We start from the raw sequence: 23795 nt of genomic DNA on the forward strand, positions 1-23795 counted from the left end.
CATGCGTGCCGCTGTGCGCCGCCGGCGGATTATGCCGCTTTCCGCGACATCCTTACCACACTATTCATCCTGATGCTGTCGACAAATTACTCCTGGCCCGATTCCTGGCGCGCCGATCTGCAGTCCCAACTGCAGGAAGGAGAGCGGGCCGTTGCCTTTCTTGAAATCGATCTCGATGCCGAGCTGCGTTTCCAGACCGGCCTGCTGGTGCTTACCGACCGCCGCCTGCTGAGCCGGCCGGCGGGCACCAGCGCCTGGCAATCCTGGGCTTACCAGCCGGACATGACGCTGTCGGCGCACGACCATGCCGGTGTCGGCACGCTCGACCTGGCGGACAGCCGCCAGCGCCTGGCCTGCTGGCGCTACACGCTCGGCCGCAATCCGGCCGCGCTGCGCCTGATCGGCGAATTCAACCTGCACCGCGACGCTGCCGTCGCCGGCCGGGTCGCCGAGCAGCCGCCGCAGGCGCTGTGCGACACCTGCAAGGCGCCGCTGCCGCCGGACGAGGAGGACTGCCCGGCCTGCAACCGCGAAGCCCATACGCCGCCCTCCACCTGGACCCTGTTCCGGCTGTGGCGCTTCGCCCGTCCCTACCGCGGCCAGCTGCTGGCCGGCTTCCTGCTGACGCTGGCCTCCACCGCCGCGACCCTGGTGCCGCCCTACCTGACCATGCCGCTGATGGACAATGTCCTGATCCCTTACCAGAACGGCAAGCCGATCGACGTCTCGCTGACGGCGCTCTACCTGTCGGGCCTGTTCGGCGCGGCCATGGTGGCCTGGGTGCTGGGCTGGGCCAAGACCTACATCCTGGCGCTGGTGTCCGAGCGCATCGGCGCCGACCTGCGCACCTCCACCTATGAGCACCTGCTCAACCTCTCGCTCGACTACTTCGGCGGCAAGCGCACCGGCGACCTGATGGCCCGCATCGGCTCGGAGACGGACCGTATCTGCGTGTTCCTGTCGCTGCACCTGCTCGACTTCGCCACCGACGTGCTAATGCTGGTGATGACGGCCACCATCCTGGTGTCCATCGATCCCAAGCTGGCGCTGGTGACGCTGCTGCCGCTGCCCTTCATCGCCTGGATGATCCACGTTGTGCGCGACAAGCTGCGCCACGGCTTCGAGAAGATCGACCGCATCTGGTCGGAAGTCACCAACGTGCTGGCCGACACCATCCCCGGCATCCGCGTGGTCAAGGCCTTCGCCCAGGAGAAGCGGGAAGCGGCGCGCTTCCGCGAAGCGAACCGCCACAACCTGGCGGTGAACGACCGCGTCAACAAGGTCTGGTCGCTGTTCTCGCCCACCGTCGGCTTCCTCACCGAGATCGGCCTGCTGGTGGTGTGGGGAGTCGGCATCTGGCAGGTCTCGCAGAACCACATCACCGTGGGCGTGCTGACCGCCTTCATCGCCTACATCAGCCGCTTCTACACCCGGCTCGACTCGATGAGCCGCATCGTCTCGGTGACGCAGAAGGCGGCCGCCGGCGCCAAGCGCATCTTCGACATCCTCGACCACGTCTCCAACGTGCCGGAGGCGGTCAATCCGGTGCCGCTGCCGCGCGTCGAAGGCCGCATCCAGCTGCGCGACGTCGGCTTCCGCTACGGCAACCGGGCGGTGATCCGCGGCGTGAATCTCGACATCGCGCCGGGCGAGATGATCGGCCTGGTCGGCCACAGCGGCTCGGGCAAGAGCACCCTGGTCAACCTGATCTGCCGCTTCTACGACATTTCCGAAGGCGCCATCCTCATCGACGGCAAGGACGTGCGCTCCTTCCGCGTGGCCGACTACCGCCGCAACATCGGCCTGGTGCTGCAGGAGCCCTTCCTGTTCTTTGGCACCATCGCCGAGAACATCGCCTACGGCCGGCCGGAAGCCACGCGCGAGGAAATCATCGCCGCCGCCCGCGCCGCCCATGCGCACGAATTCATCCTGCGCCTGCCGCACGGCTACGATTCCCTGGTGGGCGAGCGCGGCCAGACCCTCTCCGGCGGCGAGCGCCAGCGCATCTCCATCGCGCGGGCGCTGCTGATCGATCCGCACATCCTCATCCTGGACGAAGCCACCTCCTCGGTCGACACCACCACCGAGCGCGAGATCCAGAAGGCGCTCGACAACCTGGTGCGCGGCCGCACCACCATCGCCATCGCCCACCGCCTCTCGACGCTGCGCCGCGCCAGCCGCCTGGTGGTGCTCGACCGCGGCCAGATCGTCGAGGTCGGCGGGCATGACGAACTGCTGGCCAGGGAAGGCGCCTATTATCGGCTGCACCAGGCGCAGGCCCGCGTCGCCGAGAACGAAGCCGCCAACGAGGAAACCACCGAGGAGTTGCGGGCATGAGCGCCACCCTGTCATTCGAACTGAAACGCGATGCCTTCGGCCGCCTGGCCTTCCTCGGCGAGGACGGCCAGTGGCATGGCGGCGTGGTGCCCGTGCGCGCCTTTCCCATCGCCGCGCCGGATCACGGCATCTCGCTGATGGATGCGGACGGCCATGAGCTGGTGTGGATCGAAAGCCTGCAGCAGGTGCCGGCCGATGCGCGCCGGCTGATCGAGGAAGAGTTGGCTGGCCGGGAGTTCCTGCCGGTGATCAGCCGCATCGACTCGGTTTCCAGCTTCGCCACGCCGAGCACCTGGCAGGTGGAAACCGACCGCGGCGCCACCAGCTTCGTGCTGGAAGGCGAGGAGAACATCCGCCGCATCGGCCAGTCGGCGCTGCTGATCGCCGACAGCCACGGCATCCAGTTCCTGATCCGCGACCTGACGGCGCTGGACCGGCACAGCCGCAAGCTGCTGGACCGCTTTCTCTAAACGTTTACGCGAAATAAATCAGGAGCGGCCCATCAGCCGCTTCCACCACGGCCGACGGTGGCTTGCGGGCGGCGCTGGCGGGAAGGGCGCCGGTGGATTCGGCTGAGGCTGGGCCTGCGGCTGTGGGTGGGTTTGCGCTTGTGGTGGCGCGGGCGCCTGCGGCGCAGGTGCCGCCGGTGTGGGCTGGGGCGAAGCCGGCGTGGGCGTCAGCTCGGGAATCGGCGGCGGCGCGCTGGCCACCTGCTTGTCGTACTCCAGCAGCAGCACCTTGCTCTCCAGCACCCGGATCACATTGTCCTTGTCCGCCAGGCGCTGCCGCAGCTCGTTGGTCACCTGATCCTTCACCTTGCGCAGTTCCGCCTCCAGCGCCAGCGCCCGCTCCAGCGAGCGGTTCCTTTCCTCCAGCAAAGCGATGGCCAGCTTGTCCTGGGCTGGGTTCGCGTCATCGTCCGGATGCAGGCGGCCGTAGGCGCGCAGCAATTCGGACGTGTCGATGCGCGTTTCTCCCTCCGGGGAAACGGTCTTGCTCAGGCGGCCCTTCTCGATGTCGCGATAGATCGTCGTACGGTTCTTGCGGACCAGCTTGGCGGCTTCGCTGATTGAAACTAGTGCCATGGGGTGTCATGAAAATGCGGCGGATGAATGCCGCAGGCAAATGCGGCTGCGGCACGGGCGGGCGCGCCGCGAAGGCCGAAGGACGGCGGCTTCAGGCGCGCTTCGCCTTGAAATTGACCAGAATGATACCAGCCAGCACCAGCAGCGCACCGGCGCCGAACTGCAGCCCCACCGGATCATGCAGCAGCAGCACGCCGAAGGCAACGCCAAAGAGAGGTGTCAGGAAGGAAAACACGGTGATGCGCGAGGCGAGATAGGTGCGCAGCAGCCAGAACCAGACCAGGAAGCTGGCGAAGCCGATGATCACCGTCTGGAAGAACAGGCTGCCGAGCACGGCGTTCGTCAGCGAGAAGCGGAAGGCCTGCCCGGTCAGCACTGCCACCAAAACCAGCAGCGCGCCGGAACTGCCGAGCTGGTAGAGCAGGGTGACCGAGGGCGAGGCTTCCGACAGGCGCGAGCGGCGGATCAGCACGGTGGTCGCGCCCCAGAACAAGCCTGCCAGCACGCCGAAGGCATCGCCCAGCAGCAGGTCGCCGGTTTCCTTGCTGCTCGTACCAAAGCTGCCGGAGAAGGCGACCACGATGCCGGCAAAAGCCGCACCCACGCCGACCCATTGCAGCGGACCGAGTCGCTCGCCTGGCACCAGCCAGTGCAGGCCGAGCACCGTGAACACCGGCGCGGTATAGAGGAACACCGACATGTGGGAGGCGGTGGTGTGCTCCAGCCCGAGGGACACGCACAGGAACTCGATGGCGAACAGCAGGCCGGCGCCGAGGCCGGGCAGCAGAGTGCCGTCGGCCAGGGAAAACTTCTCGCGTCGCCACAGCATGAGGCCGTACACCATCAGCGCCGCCAGGGCCGAACGCAGGCCGATCTGCAGCACCGGCGACATGTCGTGGGCGGCGAGCTTGACGGCCACCTGCTGCATGCCCCACAACAGGCAGAGAGCAATCATGGTGGACATGGCGAAGGCATCCGGCGGCTTGCGGCTGGGGGGCATGGGTCTCCTCTTTTGTGAATATGAGGGCCGCAAAACAATAGCGGCACATTTTTGTGCCGCTATTGTGACAGCGTGTGATGCTTTTCGCTGACTACAAACTCGGTTGAGTTTTAATTCATATGGAAAAGTGGCTGTGAGGTAGCATTCGAGAACCGGACGCGTATATCAGAAATTCCACATGATGGCGCCTTGCAGAGATTCGTTTTCTGGTCCGCGATTGTAGACGCCACCACCTTTTAAAGTCTTTGATCCTATCAAAACATAAGTGCCTAGGTTTTTAGTTTCCAAACCATACGCAGCCCGCGTAGTCACCTCAATGTTGCCCCAGACTGGCGAGGTAAATCCCCCTTCTACCCAAGAGCTGCCCGTTTGGATTAGATTGAATTTTTTAAGTGTACTGACTACGGAATAACCATAAAGTGCATCAAAATTTAATTTTCCAGACGAACCGCTTACGCCGATGGTAAAACCTTGCTCTTCATTGAAGGGTACGTTGCTATCTTTATTGAATCCAATATTCCATTGTTTATAGCCCATAAAATTTAGACTTAGGCTCGTGGGGCCTTTGATCGGATTAAAACTAAGTGCTGCGGCAATTCGGTTCTTTACCCCACCAGAATTAAAGGAAATATATGGTTCAATACGATCTGTAATGGAAAGTTTGAACAGGCCGCCGGTCGCTTTCTCAACTGCGGTGATAGGCGCAGTCACTTCAAGACGATTTACATTCAAGTCGGGTAGTTCAGTTCCAGTTCCAGTTCCAGGAGATGCTAAAGCATTCAACTGATTTCGATTCAGCTTATCTATGCGAACTTTGACATCTAGGTTGTATTGCCCAAATACGTTGACTGAACCCTTAGATGTCGTTCTGTTTGGCAGATTTATCTTGCCGGTGTTCGCTCCAGGAGAACTTACACTCGGAGTGAATGCAGTGGAAGGCGGCAGGGGAGTCTTAGCCGAATCAGGAAGCAGGACGTTACCGCTTGCATGAAAATCGCCACTTGGTGAAGTGGGCTGAGAAACGGTTGACTCCTTCGCTAATAATGTCTTGCTCACCAACTCGCTTGGCAGGTTAATCTTGTTTACCGGTGGTTTTGCTGAACCTGCGACCGGCGGAGATGAATTCGATTGCGTTGCCTTCGCCGCATCCGGCCCTGAAAATTGCTTAACTGGGACCGGAGCGGGTTCATTCGAAGAAGAAGGGAGCGACGGAACCGTCTGATTCGGTTGCAAAGGCAAAAGCAGATCCGTGGTATTCCTCGAGTATGGCCCGAGCTTGTCATTCGTTGGCATTATGTCCCCCTGTGCCGAGTTGGTTAAATTTCCGCACGTTGAGCTTTGTTCCCAGCAGAAACCGTGCCACTCGAATGGCAAAAACCAGCACCTGTCTGCAAATAGGTATAGCTTTGAATATATTCGTGCTATTGCAAAACAAACTAAATCCATGACCCTCCACCAAATTACCCGCATCTACCCCGCCGTTCGCGACGACATTGCCGACCTCGTCACCTACCGCGCCCTGCCGACTCAGCACATCGACATGGTCGATCCCTTTCTCTTCCTCAACCATCACGGCCCGCAAGTCTATCCGCCGGGCAACAGAGGCTTGCCGTTCGGCCCGCATCCGCATCGCGGTTTTGAGACAGTGACTTTCATCTTCGATGGCGACATCGCCCACCGCGACAGCGGCGGGCATGAAAGCGTGATCGGGCCGTGGGGCGTGCAGTGGATGACGGCCGGGCGCGGGCTGGTGCATGAAGAGGTGTCGTCGGCGGAATTCAAGGTGCGCGGCGGGCCGATGGAAATCCTGCAGCTGTGGGTCAACCTGCCGGCGCGACTGAAGATGACGGAGCCGGCTTATGTCGGCCTGCAGGGCGACCAGATCCCGGTCATTGAAGAGGATGCGGGCCGGGTGCGTATCCACCTCACTTCGGGCGAATGGGGCGAGAAGGCAGGGCCGATCCGGTCGCTGACCGACGTGGCGGTGATGTCGATCGAGATGGACCGGGATGGCAGGCTGGCCGTACCGGTGCCTGCGGGGCGCAGCATCTTTTTCTACGTCGTGCGCGGCGACGTGGCGGTTGGCGGCGGAGAGGTGCCGGTGCGCCATCTGGCCGAATTCACGCAAGAAGGGGACGGCTTGGAGATTCAGGCGCTGCAGCCGTCGCTGGCGCTGCTGTGCCATGCGCAGCCGCTGCGGGAGCCGGTGGTTTCCCACGGGCCGTTCGTGATGAATACCCGGGAAGAGATCCACCAGGCCATCCGCGATTACCAGGCGGGCCTGTTCGGTTGAGCAGGCAACACTCGGCATCGTCCGATTCTCATGCTGCGGGAAAATTTTTCCGCAGCAAGCGCTCGTCCCGCCCAACGCACGCGCAAGCCGCATTTCCTCTCGAACCTTGATCCCGCGCGGCGGGTGAAGGCCGACGCCGCTGAACCAGTGCATCCCTGTCTTCTCTAACCGGCAAGACCATATCGGAGCGAAACATGAGCGTAAGGGAAATGGATGCGGTGCAACTGCTGACCATCCAGCATCGGGCGCTGGAACGCCTGCTGCAGGAAGCGGCGGAAGAGCAGGACGCGAAGCAGAAACAGATGCTGGTGAACCGCGCCGGCGACGAGTTGATGGTGCATCTCACTTCCGAGGAGAAGATTTTCTATCCGGCCGTCAGGGCGGCGCGCACCGAGGACATCCTGCTGGAGTCGCTGGAGGAGCATCTTTCGCTCAAGCGCCTGCTGGCGGACCTGCTGGCGCTGGATCCGAATGAAACCACCTACGAGCCGAAATTCAAGGTGCTGAAGGAACAGGCCGAGCATCACCATCGCGAGGAGGAAGAGCATCTCTTCCCGAAGGTGACGCGGCTGATGCCGGAGGACCAGCGCCATGCGCTCGGCAAGGAGATGCTGGAAATGCAGGTGGAGATGGCCAAGGCCGGCAAGCCGCGCGAGGATGCTTCCGACCAGACCGGCGCCGCCGCCCCGCTCGAGTAGCTACCGTCCGGGTCGGGCCGCCGCGGGGTATGATGCGGCATCCCCTTGCTAGCGGGCCCCCCCATGACCTTCCTGTTCTGGCTGTCCTTCATCGCGCTGGTGGTGGCCGTCGCCAGCTCGGTCGAGCTGATGCTCGGCGCCGGCAAATTGCGCCACCTGCGCGATGTGCGACCCGACGAGACAGCCACGCCGCTGCCGCCGGTATCGATCGTGTTCTCGGCATTGAACGAGGCTCACACCATCGAACCGGCGCTGCGATCCGTGCTGGCGCTGGACTACCCGGCGCTGGAGATCATCGTCATCAATGACCGCTCGACCGATGCCACGCCGGCCATACTGGAGCGCATGGCCAGCGGCGAGCCGCGCCTGAAGGTGGTGCATGTCGACACGCTGCCGGAAGGCTGGCTCGGCAAGAACCATGCGCTGCATCGCGGGTCGCAGGCGGCCAGCGGCGACTATCTGCTGTTCACCGATGCCGACGTCGTCTTCGAGCGCACCACGCTCCGTCGCGCCGTCGCGCATTGCCTGGAGGAGCGCCTCGACCACCTCACCGTCTTCCCGGACACCCCGGTCAAGGATCGCCTGCTGGCGATGCTGATGCTGAACTTCGGCGTCACCTTCATGCTGCGCTTCAAGCCCTGGAAAGTGCGCGACTCGGCCGGCCATTTCCTCGGCCTTGGCGCCTTCAACCTGGTGAAGACGTCGGCCTACCGCGACGCCGGCGGCCATGCCGCCATCGCCATGCAGGTGCTGGACGACCTGATGCTGGGCCGGGTCATGAAGGAAAAGGGATGCCGTCAGGATGTCATGCTCGGCACCGGCCTGGTATCGGTGGCGTGGTACCACAGCGCGGCGGAGATGTTCCGCGGCATGGAGAAGAACCTGTTCGCCGGCTTCGATTACCGGCTCAGCCTGCTCGGCGCCGCCACCGTGCTGGTGCTGCTGATCCGGGTATGGCCCTGGGCCGGCCTCGTCGTCACCCACGGCAGCGCATGGTGGATGAACCTCGCCACCGTGCTGCTGGAATTCGGGGTGTTTCTTGCGAGTGCCCGGCTGGCGGGTTATCCCCTCGGCGCGCTGCTGTATCTGCCGGTGGTGAATCTGATTTCGCTGGCGATGTGGTGGCGTGCCAGCCTGCTAACGCTGTCACGCGGCGGGATTACCTGGAGAGGGACGTTCTATTCCCTTGGGCAGCTACGCCGCAGAAGCTGAACATCGCCGAAAGGCGAAATAACCAGCTGCGGGCGACGATCAGTCCCCAATTCGAAGTCACTCCTCTTTTAGCTTAGTTCTCTAAGTTGCAGTTCCTGCTCAACAGCGAATCCGGTTGCTGTTCGGGACGATATGCAATTACTTCCTCCTTTAGCGGCTTGGCATTTGCGGCTCCGTCGCCGTAAGGTCTTTTTTTTTTGAAAAAACAGACTTGCTTACAGCTCGTTAAGGAGATTAATTACTATGCTTACCTACACATTTTCCCATGCCGCAAGATCTTAACGCATTTTCATTGATATTCATCAATTAATAAAAAGAAATTGTTACAATATCGAAATACCTTCCAGAAGGTATGTAACTAACAGTCAGATGAGCGTAGTATCACGTCTTTGTTGCGTATTGGAAATTCAGAAAGATTGGTTTCGCTTCTGTTTTCTGGTGAATGGAAAATTAGTTCGGACGATTGATCGAATGGTCAACGGGCCTCAAGTTGAAAGTTTGGAAGGTTATGGCAGCGAAGAAAAAGCAAAAGAAAAGTGCGGCGAGCCCTAAGGCAAAGCGAGGACTGGTCCACGGATTAATGACCGCAGCCGGCGTGCTGCTCGGTCAAAAGGCAATTGCTGGCGAAAAAGACATCGATCGCAAGAGTGAAGCGACGTCCGAACAGCTCGCTTGGGAAGCCGTTGCCGAGGCGGTAGAATCGCAGGAGGCCGCGTCAGACGCACAAGCGTCCGAAAATGCGCCCGCTGGCCTTGCCGCTGCGGACTTGCCCCCGGATGAGCCCCTAGTCGTTGCTGCGCTCGACGATCAGTTCCCGACGTTCGATCAGTTGGCCGCCAGCGGTGCGAATTATTCGGTGGAACCGACTGATTTGCTAGCACAGGCGGAAGCTGCCGCCGCCGATGCTTCCGCTTCCGCCGCCAGCTTAACTGCAGCTTCAGATGCCGCCGTTTCGTCCGTCGCCGCAGGTGCAGGCGCCGGATTGGCCGGAATCTCGATCGGCAGCCTGGCCGGCATCACTACTGCTGCGCTTGGCTTAGGTACCGTGCTGAGCGGCAGTTCAGCCTCTTCGACGCCGTCACCTTCTCCCGCACCAACGCCTTCACCTTCGCTGCTAACCACCACGACTACCTCTGGTAAGGTCATAGATGGCGCGGTTAAAAGCGCCAAGGTGTTCTACGACGCCAACGGCAACGGCAAGCTCGATGAGGGCGAAAGTTTTGCCTTCACGGACGAGAACGGTGCTTTCACGCTCAAAGACTACACCGCCACGAACGGCGGCCGTTTCGTCGTCGAAGCGGGCGGCACGGATACTTTTACCGGTCAGAAAATCGGCGCTATGGTGGCTGCAGCTGGCTACAGCTCGGTCAACCCATTCACCACGCTGCTCGCCAGCGGCGCTATCTCCGAGAAGGCGTTGCTCCAGAAGCTCGGCCTTACCGGCCTGGATCTCAACAGCTATGATCCGGTCGCGGTGATGAAGTCGTCCACCGCCACCGCGGAACAGAAAGCTCTTGCGCAGAAGGCCTTCACCATCGGCCAGGAAATATTCTCCGTCATCCAGGCCGCGTCCGCGCTCAAGGGCACGGCGGAGGGAGCCGCTGTAGACGCCGCCGACATCGCCGACGTGGCCGGCGCTATGGCACAGGCACTGGTCGCCAGTTCCGGCTCCACCCTGTCCGACATGCTGGGCGATGCCACCGGCGCTGCGCTGAATGTCGCGACCGCCGGTGCCAGCGGCGACTACAGCGCTATGAAGGCTTCCCTGGCCAGCGCGCTGCAGAACATCAACGAGCAGATCGGCCAAGCCTATTCCGGCCTCGCCAGCGCGCTCTCCAGTGGCGACCTGCTTTCCCTGGCCAGCATGACGGCCATCGCCGCGATTTCCCAGAATGCGCTCACCTCGGCCGTCGTCAACAATGACGCCTCGGCGCTGAGCCGGCTGTCCGACGACAACGCGCTCGCCTCGCTGATCAATGTTTACTCCGACACTCTCGGCGGCGCGGCAGGCGGCGTCTACTCGATCTCTGGCACCGCCGCCAAGATCGACCAAAACTATGCCGACGCTCCCGACCTGGTGAAGAACGCCGAGCACGTCAGCGTCACCGACAAGGCGACGCTGGAGCAGGCGCTGCGGCTGGGTAAGCTCGACAATGTCGGCTTCAACGTCGCGCAGCTGCAATCGGTTGGCACTACCAGTGTCAATCTCGCCGATGCGTCCCAACTGGTCGGCGACGGCCTCAAGTTCGACGGCGCCGACAACATCACCCTGAATTTCAGCCAAAACCAGATTGCCGTCGTGGCTGGCAATGCCGAGGCCTTCCGTGTGGCAGGCGTAGACCAGCTGCACGTCAATGGTGGGGCCCTGGGCAACCTGCACATGACGCAGGCCAACGCCCTGCTCGGCAATGACGGCAAGTACGACGCGGGCGATCTCAAGTTCGTCAGCGGCGACGATGTCACACTTGCCTTCGAGCCGACCGAGTTGCCAGCGGTGGTCAATGCCGCAGCCGCCCTGCATTCCCTCGGAGTGGATCATCTGCATATCGGCAGTACGCCTCTGATGCTGTCCAATGCTGACGCCAGCGCCTTTATCAACGCAGGCCTTGACTTTGATGGCGCGTCTGACCACGTCGCTCTCAACGCTACGGGCACGCACCTATCCACCAGCTTGAAGGAGTTGCAGAAGCTCGGCGTGGACAGCGTTACACTGTCCGCTGGCAATCATCTTTCGCTGGACCTGGGTGCCGGTACGTTGGGCGACAGCGCGCTGCCGCACTTTGCCAATAATCTGGATGTCACGCTCAGCATCACCGATGCCCAGATAGCCGATGTCGCTTCGCACGCAGCGCTGCTGCAAGGCGCTGGAATCGACAATATCCATCTTGCCGATGGTAATTTGGCCAACCTTACCCTAGCACAAGCCAACGCCTTGCTCGGCAACGATGGCGACTTCGATTTTGGCACCGACCTGAAATTCGTCAGCGGCGACGACATCACGCTTAACCTTGGCGTCACCAGCCTGGATGCGGTGGTGCATGAGGCCAGCGCATTGCATGCGCTCGGCGTGGATCATCTCGCCGGTGGCGCTAACCACTTCGTGCTCGACACTGCCCAGGCCAGCCAGCTCATCCACGCCGGACTAGATTTCGACGCCGCGTCCGACGTCACGCTCGATGTGTCACACGCCGCCGGCACCCACCTCTCCAGCAGCCTCAAGGAGTTGCAGAAGCTGGGCGTGGACGCCATTACCGGCACTGCCGGCGAGCACATCGCCATCGACCTTGGCGGTGCGGGCATCGACTACGCTCACCTGCCGACCTTCGCCACCGATCTGGACGTGACGCTGGATATCAACGCCAACCAGCTCGCCGTTACAGCCGCCAACCTTAATGCGCTCGAGATCCACGGCATCGACAACATTCAACTGCACGGCAACTTCGCGCAGTTGAATGGTATCAGCACTGACATGCTGCAGAATGCGGGCGTGGACGCAGTCACGCTCGACGTCGGTGGCATCGGCGCTTTGCACAACCTACTTGCCGGTGGTATCCAGGCGGCAGAATTGCCGAACGTTGGTAGCTTCCATATCGACAAGCTTGACGTATTCAACGCCAGTGGCTCGGCGGCTGAAATTCATGTCAGCGATGTTGAGGCAACGGCCATGATTAACGCCAGCCTTAGCTTTGACAGTAGCGACCATGTGGCGCTGGAAGTCGGCAATGCCGCCGGCACCCACGTCTCCACCCGCTTCGACGACCTGCATAAGCTCGGTGTCGACCGCCTCGTAGTGAATGATCAGATCTCCGGCGAGCACTTCGATATCACGAACCTGAGCACTTACGACAGCAAACTGGACGTCACTTTGGACATCGGCAACCGCGACTTGGGCGACGACCCGCTCGGCGCGCTCGGTCAGATCAAGGCGCATGGCATCGACCACATTGCCGCAAGCTTTGGAATGGATGAACTTAACAGCGACACGCTGCACCTGCTCGCCAGCTTCAACCAGTCCACCGGCCTCGATTTCGAAATCGATATTGTCGGCACCAGTACTATGACCAGCCTCGATGCGCAACTCCACGGTATCGACTTACTGAGTGGCTTCACCAGTGCCGACAAGTACGGCGACCTGGTGAATGCGCTGACCGATTCCGGTATCCATGGCATCGTGGTGGAACAGGGCGCGGTAAAAATCAGCGACGGACTCGCCGCTTCACTAACCGAGTCGGGCATGCTCCACGCCGCGCTGCCGGCCAACCTCGAACTCGATGCTACGGCCTCCGGCAACCATCTGCAGACTACGCTCAGGGATATCGCCAGCCTGGGCGTCGACAAGGTGATTACAGCTAACGTGGACAAGGTCTACGTCGACCTCGGCATCCAGTCCGACGTCAACGCCATCGCCGAGATCAGAACATTACTCTCGACGCTGGACCCGAGCAATACGCCGACGGCGGTATTCGGCGCCGACAGCCACGCAACCCTGGTGATGGATGCAAAAGTCGCCAACGCCCTGTCCACCAACGGCGTGATCGACAGTACCATCCTCGCCAAACTGGCCGACATCGGCATCCACGAGATCGACGTCATCGTGCCGGCCGGACAGGCGAGCACAGTGGTGGCGCAATCCCTGTCGCAGGTACAGCTTGTCGAAGTCAAGCTTATCGGCGAGGATGCCAATGCGATGCTCTTCGACGAGCTGCACAAGCCAAAAGCCTGAATGGCTTGAACAAGGAAGCCCGGCTAGCCGCCGGGCTTTTTCCGTTTTCAGGGGCGCTTGGCATTTCGCCAACACGGAGAGCGGATCGCAACAAGATGGTGCGCCTGACGGCGGCTGCCCGGGGCGCCCCATGAAGATAACTGGCAATACCGGCGGCGCCATGCGCCTTCCGGAGAAACAAAAGGAAACGCAGTGAGCAATCCTTCGCAAGTAGCTCAAGTAACGCATGCAGCCCAGGCAGCTCAAGCCGCTGCGGCGGGCAAGGCGCCCATCGCCACCATGCTGTACCAGTGCCGTCGAGCATTCGGCTTCGCCATGCTGCTGACCTTCGCCATCGACGCGCTGTCCATCACGCCGCTGCTGTTCATGATGAACGTCTACGACCGCGTGATCTCCACCCGCAGCGGCGTCACCCTCGTCTCTCTCCTGCTGCTCATCGTCGGCCTCTACGTGTTCTGGTCTTCCCTGGAGTGGATACGCAGCCGGCTCATGGTGCGCCTGTCGCTGCGCATCGACTGGGACTTGGCAGCCGACGTATTCGACGCCTCCTTCCGCCGCTACGTCGGCCGCAAGAACGTCAACGTGCACCAGCTGCTCGGCGACCTGCTCACCATGCGCCAGTTCATGACCGGCTCGGCGGTGATCGCGCTGATGGACGCGCCGTTCGCCATCGTCTTCATCATCATCGGCGCGCTGTTCCATCCCTTCCTCGCCATATTCATCGCGGTGGCCTCGGTGGTGATGCTGGTGGCCACCTACATGACGCAGAAGATTTCGGCCCCGGTGCTGAAGGCCGCCAACGATGCCAACGCCGAAGCCTCGCGCGTGGCTGCCTACAGCCTGCGCCATGCCGAATCCACCCTGGCGCTAGGCATGATGGGCGCGGTGCGCACCCGCTGGTACCAGCGCCACCGCGAGTTCCTCGAGCTGCAGGTCAATGCCAGCGAAGCGGCCGGCCTCACCGGCGGCTTCTCCGGCTTCCTCTCCAAGGCATTGCCCTCGCTGCAGATGGGCCTCGGCGCTTGGCTGGCGATCGAAGGCCTCATCACCGGCGGCATGGTCATGGCGGCCAGCATGCTCATCTCCAAGGCGGTGTCCCCCATCCAGAAGCTGATCGGCAGCTGGAAGGACATCGTCACCGCCCGCCAGGCCTACCAGCGCCTCAACGAACTGCTGCAGGAAGACGTGAAGTTCGCCGCCAGAATGCAGCTCCCTGCACCGCTTGGCCGGCTGGACGTGGCCGGCGCCACCGCCATCCCGCCCGGCTTCAGCAAGCCGGTGGTGGCCGACATCAGCTTCAGCGCCGCGCCCGGCCAGGCCATCGCCATCGTCGGCCCGAGCGCTTCCGGCAAGACTTCGCTCACCCGCATGCTGGTGGGCGTGTGGAAGCCGGCACAGGGCTCGGTGCGGCTGGACGGCGTGGAGCTCTCCGAGTGGAACCATGAAGAGGTCGGCCCGCACATCGGCTACGTGCCACAGGAAATCGATTTCTTCGAAGGCACGGTGGCGGAGAACATCGCCCGCCTCGGCGAGGTGGACCCGGAGAAGGTGATCGCCGCCGCCAAGCTGATCGGCATGCACGACATCATCCTAGCGCTGCCGGAAGGCTACGACACCCGGCTCGGCGAAACCGGCCATGCGCTTTCCGGCGGCCAGCGCCAGCGCCTCGCCATCGCCCGCGCTTTTTACGGCATGCCGAAATACATCGTGCTCGACGAACCCAACGCCAACCTCGACGATGCCGGCGAAGCCGTGCTGGTGCAAGCCCTGCAGACCATGAAGGACAATGGTGCCTGCATCATCATCACCACCCACCGGCCGCGCCTGGTGAGCGTGGTGGACAGCCTGCTGGTGCTGCGGGGCGGCCGCCAAGTCGGATTCGGTCCGGCCCAGGGCATGCTCAACGCGGTGCGCAACCTACAGCCCGGCACTACGCCATCCGCAGCAATCCCATCCTCCACGGCGGCCCCCGCCGCCAACGTCGTCCCCATCGCCCCGGCCGCGCCGGTGGCCGTCACCGCAGGAGAAGCCTGATGAGCAACACATCCGTTATCGCTTCTCCGCTGGTCCGCCTCTTCGGCCTGCTGCTGCGCCCCTTCATCGCCGCCGAGAAAGCCGTCGATGGCTGGATCTGCAGCTGGAACCCCTACGACCCCGCCCAGCTCAAGGACAAGGGCCTGGCGCCGGTGCAGGTGGAGGAATCCCAGATCCGCAAGTCGGCCGCGCGCTGGTTCTTCCTCAGCATGATCGCCTTCCTCGCCTGGGCCTTCTACGCGCCCATCGATGCCGGCGTAAATGTGTCAGGCAACGTCACCGTCTCGGGCTACCGCAAGTCTGTGCAGCATCCCGGCGGCGGCGTGGTGCAGGACATCCTGGTGAAGGAGGGCGCCCAGGTACGCCAGGGCGACGTGCTCATCCGCGTCAACCCGCTTAATACCGAAGCCAACCTCGCCAGCGCCGAGCTGCAGTACATCAACCTACTGGTGACCGAGTCGCGTCTGAAGTCCGAGCGCCTGGGCAAGGCAGCCATTGACTGGACCCGCGAGCTGGACCGCTGGACCAGCGACCCGCGCGCCAAGGAAGCCAAGGCGCTGCAGGTGGAGCTGCTCAATTCCCGCCGCGCCGAGTACGCAAACCAGCTCTCCGGCCTGCAGGTGCAGGCGGCAGGGCTTACCAGCGCCATCGCCGCCAAGCAGGTGCAGCTGAAAACGCTGGCCGAGGAAATGGTGAACACGCAAAAGCTGGCCGACGAAGGCCTGGTGGCGCGCAACCAGGCCAACCAGGCGCTGCGCAGCAAGTCCGAGTTGGAGTCCAGCCTCGCCACTGCCCAGGCGGACTTCGGAAAGACCCGCGCCCAGATCGCCCAGCAGCAGACCTCCTACATGAGGGACATCGACAATCAGCTGGCTGAGGTGCAGAAGAACCGCGAAGCCTACCAGGGCAAGTTCGAGGCCGCCAAGTTCGATCGCACCATGGCCGAGATCCGCGCCCCCGTGTCCGGCACGGTGGTCGGCCTCAAGGTCTACACCGTTGGCGGCGTGCTCTCCTCCGGACAGGTGCTGATGGAGATCGTGCCGGAAGACAGCAAGCTGGTGGTAGAAGCCCAGGTGCCCACCAACCTGATCGACAAGGTGCACATCGGCCTGGATGCGGACATGCGCTTCACCGCCTTCAACCAGACCACCACGCCCGTCATCCCCGGCAAGGTGAAGCTGGTAGGCGCCGACAAGCAGAAGTCGGAAGGCGGACAGCAGCAGGAGTACTACCTGGCCCAGGTGGAGCTAACCGACAAGGGCTTGAGCCTGCTCGGCGAGCTGAAGCTGCAGCCCGGCATGCCGGTGGACGTGCTGGTGAAGACCGGGGAACGCAGCTTCATGAGCTACCTGATGAAGCCGCTCTCGGATAAGTTCTCCAAGGCGTTCAAGGATTGAGACCTTTGAAAAACATTGCCAAAATAGTCTTACCTGGCAATGCGATTTGTGTATCCATATACCGCGAATAGGGAAGTTCCTGACGGAAACATTACAAATAAAATTCCCCGGTTAGCGCTTGGGTTTGAGCTTGCTCAAGCGCTTGAAAGACATGTAACAGAGCAGCAGGCAATCTTGAGCAAAAAGACAATTCTGAGCGGTATTTTGGGTGTGTGGTCCCTGGTGGGAGTGGAAGCGAAGGCGCTAGACCTAGTGGAAGCCTACCAGCGCGCATTGAGCCATGACCCTACTTTTCAATCCGCCATCGCCGAGCGGCAAGGCGGCGAAGCCAGCGCGGCGCAGGCGAGAGCGGCGCTGTTCCCGGAAGCCAGTTACAGCCGCAACCAGCAGACGGAGCGGGGCGCGGGCAGCACGATTACCATCTCCCAGCCGCTCTTCAGCCTGGACCGCTATGCGACCTATAAACAAAGCGAGCCGCGCCGCGCGTTCGCCGAGGCGACGTTTGCCGTCCGGCAGCAGGACCTCGCCCAGCGTTTGGTAAAGGCGGTAGCGGACCTGGTGCGTGCGCGTGAAACCATAGTGCTCAACGAGGCGCGTATCGCCAATCTCGAAAAACAGTCTGAACGAGCCGAACGGCTGTACCAGTTGGGGCAAGGCACGGTCACCGATCTGCGCGACATCAAGGTCAAATTCCAACAGGCAAAAGCCAATCAAATCACCTATCTGGCTCAAACCCGCGCGGCAGAACGTCAATTTGTGTCACTGACTGGGGTTGCGCCTGGTACGGCGGAATTCAGATTGAACGATGCACCGGGCTTGTTCCCGTTGCCACCGTTGGAGCAATGCCTGACGCTGGCGATGGAAGCGAACCCGCAATTGGAGGCCGCGCGTCACAGCGAGCGCATCAGCGAGCTGGAAGCGCAGCGCGTGCGGGGCAGCATGTTGCCGACGGTCGCGCTCGCCCACGTGCGATCACGGCAGCCCAACGGCGAGGTCAACAGCTCAGGCGTGATGATTTCTGCGCCAATCAACGCCGGTAATTACTATTCCAGCTCGAGTGCGGCTGCCAATGCGGTGCGCAGCAAAGAGGAACGCCGCGCGCTAGAGGAAAAGACTCGCGTCCAAATCGAGCGCCTGTACGGACTGGTCGAGGCGGCACGCACGGCGCTGGCCATCAAGAAGTCAGCGATCGAGGCGGCCGAGTTCAGTGTCGATGCCAACAACCGTAGCTATCTCGCCGGCGTTCGCAGCAACATCGATGTGCTCAATAGTATCCAAACTCTCTACGAAGTGAAAAATGACTTCGTCACCTCGACGCTCGACTACCTGAGCAATCTTACTGAATTAAATTTCCTTGTCAGCCCCGCGTTTGCGCAAGATATGCTGCGCCTGCATAAAACCTTTTTCCTTTGAATCCGGACGTTGAATTGACCATGTTAGATCTGATTCTTGTTACCTCTGAGTACCCTGGCATCACTAAAAGTGGCGGCATTGGCGCGGCCGTCGAGGAAGCGGCGACAATGCTGCAGCAAAGCGGCGTGAAAGTCGAAGTGCTGGTCGTGGTAGCAAACAACAATGCGATGCTGCCGACCTGGAAAGCGAAGACCGGGCAGGGATGCGTCGTCAACTTGGTATGCGCGGACAGTTTCTACAACGGCGCGGCATCGAACGAAGCGTATTCATACGCCTCCTTCCAATACCTGAAGAGCCAGGCGGTGGCTAGGATCATCTTTCCCGACTATGCCGGGTTGGGCTTTTACAGCATGAACGCCAAGCGCCAGGGCTTGGCCTTTGCCGACACCAATTTGGACATCGCGGTGCATGGGCCTACCGCCTGGGCGCTATCGTTGAACACGCAGCCGTATCCGCATGTCGATGCGCTCACGACCGATTTCATGGAACGCCAGTCGATCGAGATGGCGGACACTGTGCTTTATCTGTCGCAGTACATGCGCAACTGGGTAGAACGCGAATTCGGCGTGGCGCCGACCAAAAGCGCAGAGCTGATGCCGAACCTCATGCGCGGAATTAGCGCAAGCGGAACTGCTACACAGGTCGGCAAGCTAATCGGAGTACAGAAGATCATCTTCTTCGGCCGGCACGAACCGCGAAAGAACCTGCCGTTGTTTGTGGACGCGTTGGCATTGGCGGCGAAATCCTACGACTTGCCGCGCACGGTTGAATTCGTGTTTCTGGGCGACTTCGCCGAGATCGACGGCACTCCGTCCGAACTTTACATCCTGCGAAAATTGGAAGGCCTGAATCTAAAATTGGTCTTTTTGCCAGGCCTGGGCCGCGCAGAGGCGGAACGTTATCTGACGAACACCCCGGCGACCGCCGTCGTGGTGCCGTCCGTGGAAAACTGTCCGTACACCGTACTGGAGACGATTGCCAAGGGGCTTCCGGTCTATGTCTGCGCCGAAGGCGGCAGCAAGGAGCTGATCGCCCCCGAGTTTCACCTGACAAACACGTTCGACAATAACAAGTCGGCGTTGGCGCAGTGCCTGTACACCGTGATCAAGGAGGGTGCGCGGGTGCCGGCGTTCTCGGACAGCGTCGGCAATGCGCTCCAAAGCTGGGTGCGCCACGTAAATTCACCCCAACAGCAGCGGCCGCTGGCGCGCTGTACCGCACCGCTCGTGTCGCTCATCGTGGTGACCCATAACCGCCCGGAAAAAGCGATCGAAGCGCTCAACTCGTGCCTCAGGCAAAGCTATGCGAAGACCGAGGTCATCCTGGTGGATGACGGCTCGGATCGGAACAATCCACAGTATCAGGAGCTGAAAGATTTTTGTCACGACAACGGCGTCGTGCTGGTCGAGCAAGAGAATCGCTACCTGGGCGCCGCCCGTAACACCGGGGTAGCCAAAGCTACCGGCAAGTATGTATTGTTCCTGGACGATGACGATCTGCTGTTAAAAGATGCCGTCGGCCGCTTGGTCAACGCAATTCAATGCAGCGGCGTGGACATCTTGACCACGCTGTCATGCTTCATGGACGCCAGTCAGCGTGGCTTGGCCCATCTTGACCAATTAAACCTTGGGAAAGTCGGCTACCTGCCGACCGGCGGACCGCTGGAAGCGGGACTGTTAAAGAACTGCTTCGGTCCGAGCGTGTCTCTCATCAGCCGCGCGGTTTTCACGAAAGGGGTCCGCTACACCGAGACGTACGGCGTCGGCCACGAGGATTATGAATTTTACATCAATGCCGTGCAAAAAGGATTTGCGTTGGCGGTTCACCCGGTACCAGCGTTCTATTACGAGGTCGGCGTACCGAGCATGATCTCACAGACGCCGATCTGGAAGAATTTCATGCGCACCTATGGCGCGTTTGACCGCGGCGCTGCTGGGCGCGGCGCTTTGAACGTGGCCGGCATCCTGCTCGGTCAACAGGTCAACCGGCACATCAATCACGGCAAGAATGTCTATACGTCGCTTCCTGAGCCGCTCAATCAGCTTTATCCCAAGGTCGGCGCGCTGGATGCCGAGACCCGACTGAAGATGCTGTACAAGTATGGCGAGCATTTCAAACTGGAATCCACCAAGCGTGTCGCCGCGTGGTCGCTGCGCGAGCGGCACGAGGCCAAGAAGCTTAGCGCCGCGGCAAGCCCGCTGGGAACGATCCCGGTGGCGCCGGTTAAGCGCAAGATGTCTGCCTATGTCAATAAACTGCACCTAGTGAAAGGCCGTGAGCGGAAGGAATGCATTGACCAGATCATCGCCTCGCTCAAGGACTTGTGCACCGATGCCACGGTGCCCCTGACCAATGTCGACTACTTATTCAATGCGCTGGCGGTCTCGCGCAGCGCTAGCTTGGCGTCAGCAGTCGTCGATCACAGCGACCAGCTATCGTCACGATTGAAGGATGAGCGCCGGATGTTGGCGCTGTCGGCCACGGCGCATTACCTACTTGAAAACCGGGTCGAGTTCAAGCAGAAGTTTCAGCTGCTGCTGGATGGCGAAGCAAACGATTTCCGTGGCAAGGACAGCAAGTATGTTGATCATAGTGCGATCGAGGTTTTCAAGGCGGTCACCGCCGATCCTGGCGTGCCCTCCTGGGCATTCCAGTTCACACGGGTGACAGGTGCCTGCTTGTCCAAGGGCCAGACCGGAAATCGCGACGCGATCATGATGCTGCATGACTTCATTAATCAATGAAACGCCAGTGACGTGCGCCGCCAACTCAAGTGCATTTGGACTCGGGAAACCCGGTCCGGTGGCGGAGTGGCGCAGAACTCGACGGTGAACCCAGCGTAAGCGGAGCTTACTCCGGCAAGCTAATAAGGATGTTGAAGTGGCAGTCTATAAATTATTGTCGCAGTCACCGGCTCAGTTGACGCAGCTGAGCCTCGATCAAAAACTGACCGCGGTTGGTTTTAACTCAGGCAATCTGCTGTTTGAAGAAGCGGTGCGAGCGCAAATCGAAGGCGAGGAAATCAGTCGCGCCCAAATACGCGACATCGACCCTGCTTCGACGTTGGTCATGTGCCTCGCCAACTATATTTCGCCGTCGGATCGGGCCGCTGACGCAATCGCCGGGCTCTGCAAGGAGATCGAATCACGGAAGCTTGAAAAGCTGGTGTTGGTCGGTGTCGGCGCGCAGCAGGACGGTTTTGAGTTCGGTTTTCCCGACATTCCAAAGGAGATTCAGTACTTCACCCGCTTGGTCTCGGAGCGCACGACTAGTATCGGCGTGCGTGGCTACTTTACGGCGGACTTACTGTCGTCATGGGGCATCAAGAACGTCAAGGTCATCGGTTGCCCCTCGGTTTATCAGCCGATGCCGGATGGGCCCTTTGATGAAGCGGGTGACAACGCACCTTCCCGGATAGCGATCGGCTGCACGCTGACCGGGCACTTCAGGGATTCGCTGTCTCGTCTGCTTGGCTTGGCCGTGGCTAGCGATGCGGCGTATATCGCGCAGACCGAGCGCTTTCCATTCCTGGAAATGCATGCTTTCGAATCCCACTACTATTCGCTGCAGTGCAAGCATGACGTACTCGACCAGTGGTTCAAGCGGCGGGCAAAGATTTTTTTCGATGTGAACGAATGGGTCGAGTATTACCGGCAGCATGTCGACTTTTACGTGAGCTCACGGTTTCACGGCGTCGTTGCGGCCTTATATGCCGGCGTGCCGTCGCTGCCAATGGTGTTTGATTCTCGCACCAGAGAATTGGTGGAGTTCTTTGGGATGCCTTATATCTTCCTGAAAGATGTGGATCAGTTCGCTGACTTCGGCCAGTTGTACCGGCTGGCCGACTTTTCTGCCTTCTTCGCAGCCTTGCCGCACAAGCGAGCGAGTTACCACCAATTTCTCAAGGAAAACGGGCTGACGCTGCACGGGGCAATGTCTGAAGCGGCACGGCCTGGACAAGTTACGGATGACTGTGGCGCGATGTCAGTGCGGCTTAAGACACTCGCAAGCTATGTCGACCTGGTGGAAGCCGGGGTATGGAGCAGTGCAATGCTGCGCGACAAGGTTGCAACGCTTTTCAACCACGACCGGAGCCGCGCACAACGCGCGGAGCATAACGTTTGAGGACGCCAGTCGCTGTGTACACCATCGGTACGTCCGGACCTTGGGTTGAGCAGGCGCGCACCGTGCCGGGCGACAGCTCTGCCAGGCAAACGTGCTCCATACGCTGACGATGCAATCTCCCATTTCGATAGATCATGACAAAACGTAACATGACTGCTAGCAAGCTCTCCGACTCGCTACCGGTTAAGCAGATGGCCAAGCCGCAATCTGCCTCGGTTTCTATGCTAGCCGGCAGCCCGGCCGCAACGGCCGCAACGGCCGCAACGGCCAAAACGGCCAAAACGGCCAAAACGGCCAAAACGGCCAAAACGGCCAAAACGGCCAAAACGGCCAAAACGGCCAAAACGGCCAAGGTGATAAAGGCACGACTCGCGTCCCCGATGCTCGACGGCGCCGGCGCTGCGGCAAGCCAGGGGATGGTTGCGGCAGCACATCTGCCCCATCAAGCCCATCCGGCGGCGACCAGCGTGTCGACGGCGGCCGAAAGCCGGTCCGCGGTAGCGCTTCGCAAAACAGCGGTGGTGGTGCCAGCAATCTTCCAAATCCATTACGCCAAATGGCAGAAAGAACTGCTGGATCCGGAATTTGTACCCTTTGATAACGAGGGGGTCAAAGACGAAGCGCTAGAGTTCGAGGTGTTCGAACGCATCGCGAAGTCGCCGATGACCGCGAAGCAGCAACTCTGGGGCGCGCTGTCGTGGCGGTTCGGTGAAAAGACCGGGCTGACGGGCGAAGCGATGCGGCAGGTGATAGATGCTAATGCGGGCATGGACGTGTATTACTGCAACCCGCATGTGCCGAACGAGGGACTGTTCCATAACATGTGGGTGCAAGGCGAGACCGCGCATCCGAAGTTTCTGGCAATGTGCCGGGCACTGTTTGCGGCGTGCGAACTGCCGCTGGAAGAGTTGAGCGCCTTCGCGGCGCCCTCGGCTTATTCCTCCGCCAATTACTTCGTCGGCACGCCGGCGTTCTGGAACCTGTACTTGCCCTGGATTCGGAACATCCTGACTACGGCTGACCGCAAGCTCGATCCGGCGGCGCGCGCGGTACTGCATTCTACGCAGGCCGATGACCGCGGGTTGCACGGCGGAGCGACTTACGTTCCGTTCATCGTCGAGCGCTTGTTTCCGCTGTTCATGCGCACCGTTGGCAAGCACCTCAAGGGCTTTCAGATACCGCTGCCGCGCCGAGAGCAGGAGTTGAATGTGCATGTCAGATTGTTGCGCGAGATGAAGGTGATGGCGCACAAGACCAATTCGCCGTGGCTGGTGGCTTGCTGGGTCAACTACCGCAACTTGTATTTCGCGCAAGCGCACGGCAAACCGTGGTGCGATAAATATCTTCGGGCCATTACGCCGGTCGAGGTTCGCTTTGGGTAGCGCGTCCTGCACGGCGTGCTAGCCGCAACCGTGAAGCCAGTAACAGCAACTTGGGGCAATTGGGGTAAACGATGGAAATTGTGGGGCAACAGGTAA

The 23795-nt window shown here is 61.0% G+C and carries 15 protein-coding genes; 12 read left to right on the top strand and 3 right to left on the bottom strand.

What is annotated here, in order from left to right; genetic code table 11:
* Positions 1-72 precede the first annotated feature (72 nt).
* Positions 73-2337: a cyanophycin metabolism-associated ABC transporter gene (locus CHB88_RS17820; protein WP_089400695.1), complete on the top strand. Its 2265-nt coding sequence runs from the start codon at positions 73-75 to the stop codon at positions 2335-2337.
* Positions 2334-2807, top strand: coding sequence for a cyanophycin metabolism-associated DUF1854 family protein (locus CHB88_RS17825; protein ID WP_089400696.1), 474 nt, complete (start codon positions 2334-2336; stop codon positions 2805-2807). The genes CHB88_RS17820 and CHB88_RS17825 overlap by 4 nt, the downstream gene beginning before the upstream one ends.
* An 18-nt stretch (positions 2808-2825) precedes the next feature.
* Here the strand turns inward: CHB88_RS17825 and CHB88_RS17830 are convergent, their stop codons facing one another.
* The 3 genes from CHB88_RS17830 to CHB88_RS24700 all read right to left on the bottom strand — a co-directional run bounded on the left by CHB88_RS17830 (position 2826) and on the right by CHB88_RS24700 (position 5715).
* Positions 2826-3422 carry a hypothetical protein gene (locus tag CHB88_RS17830; RefSeq protein ID WP_089400697.1) on the bottom strand — a complete coding sequence of 199 codons (597 nt, stop codon included), beginning with the start codon at positions 3420-3422 and terminating at the stop codon, positions 2826-2828.
* A gap of 91 nt (positions 3423-3513) precedes the next feature.
* Complete coding sequence (locus CHB88_RS17835) at positions 3514-4422, bottom strand: DMT family transporter (protein ID WP_089400698.1); 909 nt, start codon at positions 4420-4422, stop codon at positions 3514-3516.
* 165 nt (positions 4423-4587) lie between these two features.
* Positions 4588-5715: a hypothetical protein gene (locus CHB88_RS24700; protein WP_143131347.1), complete on the bottom strand. Its 1128-nt coding sequence runs from the start codon at positions 5713-5715 to the stop codon at positions 4588-4590.
* 151 nt (positions 5716-5866) lie between these two features.
* Between CHB88_RS24700 and CHB88_RS17840 the strand changes: the two genes are divergently transcribed.
* From CHB88_RS17840 to CHB88_RS25410, 10 genes are all read left to right on the top strand, one after another.
* Entirely contained in the window at positions 5867-6715 is an 849-nt protein-coding gene (locus CHB88_RS17840) for a pirin family protein (protein WP_089400699.1), read from the top strand.
* 194 nt (positions 6716-6909) lie between these two features.
* Complete coding sequence (locus CHB88_RS17845; protein WP_245845049.1) at positions 6910-7413, top strand: hemerythrin domain-containing protein; 504 nt, start codon at positions 6910-6912, stop codon at positions 7411-7413.
* Between the two features lie 63 nt (positions 7414-7476).
* Entirely contained in the window at positions 7477-8625 is a 1149-nt protein-coding gene (locus CHB88_RS17850) for a glycosyltransferase family 2 protein (RefSeq protein WP_089400701.1), read from the top strand.
* A 508-nt stretch (positions 8626-9133) separates the two neighbouring features.
* Positions 9134-13348 carry a hypothetical protein gene (locus tag CHB88_RS17855; RefSeq protein ID WP_143131348.1) on the top strand — a complete coding sequence of 1405 codons (4215 nt, stop codon included), beginning with the start codon at positions 9134-9136 and terminating at the stop codon, positions 13346-13348.
* Between the two features lie 192 nt (positions 13349-13540).
* Positions 13541-15382 carry a type I secretion system permease/ATPase gene (locus CHB88_RS17860; protein WP_089400703.1) on the top strand — a complete coding sequence of 614 codons (1842 nt, stop codon included), beginning with the start codon at positions 13541-13543 and terminating at the stop codon, positions 15380-15382.
* A complete protein-coding gene (locus tag CHB88_RS17865; RefSeq protein ID WP_089400704.1) occupies positions 15382-16779 on the top strand; it encodes an HlyD family type I secretion periplasmic adaptor subunit in 1398 nt (465 codons plus the stop codon). Before CHB88_RS17860 ends, CHB88_RS17865 begins: the two co-directional genes overlap by 1 nt.
* A 174-nt stretch (positions 16780-16953) precedes the next feature.
* Complete coding sequence (locus tag CHB88_RS17870) at positions 16954-18192, top strand: TolC family protein (RefSeq protein ID WP_176442544.1); 1239 nt, start codon at positions 16954-16956, stop codon at positions 18190-18192.
* Between the two features lie 20 nt (positions 18193-18212).
* Complete coding sequence (locus CHB88_RS17875; protein ID WP_089400706.1) at positions 18213-20936, top strand: glycosyltransferase; 2724 nt, start codon at positions 18213-18215, stop codon at positions 20934-20936.
* 136 nt (positions 20937-21072) lie between these two features.
* Positions 21073-22317 (top strand): polysaccharide pyruvyl transferase family protein, encoded by a 1245-nt coding sequence (locus CHB88_RS17880; RefSeq protein ID WP_143131349.1) that lies wholly within the window; start codon positions 21073-21075, stop codon positions 22315-22317.
* A 134-nt stretch (positions 22318-22451) separates the two neighbouring features.
* Complete coding sequence (locus CHB88_RS25410) at positions 22452-23699, top strand: hypothetical protein (RefSeq protein ID WP_143131350.1); 1248 nt, start codon at positions 22452-22454, stop codon at positions 23697-23699.
* Positions 23700-23795: the final 96 nt, after the last annotated feature.

Source organism: Noviherbaspirillum humi (assembly GCF_900188095.1).
Classification (GTDB): Bacteria; Pseudomonadota; Gammaproteobacteria; order Burkholderiales; family Burkholderiaceae_D; genus Noviherbaspirillum; species Noviherbaspirillum humi.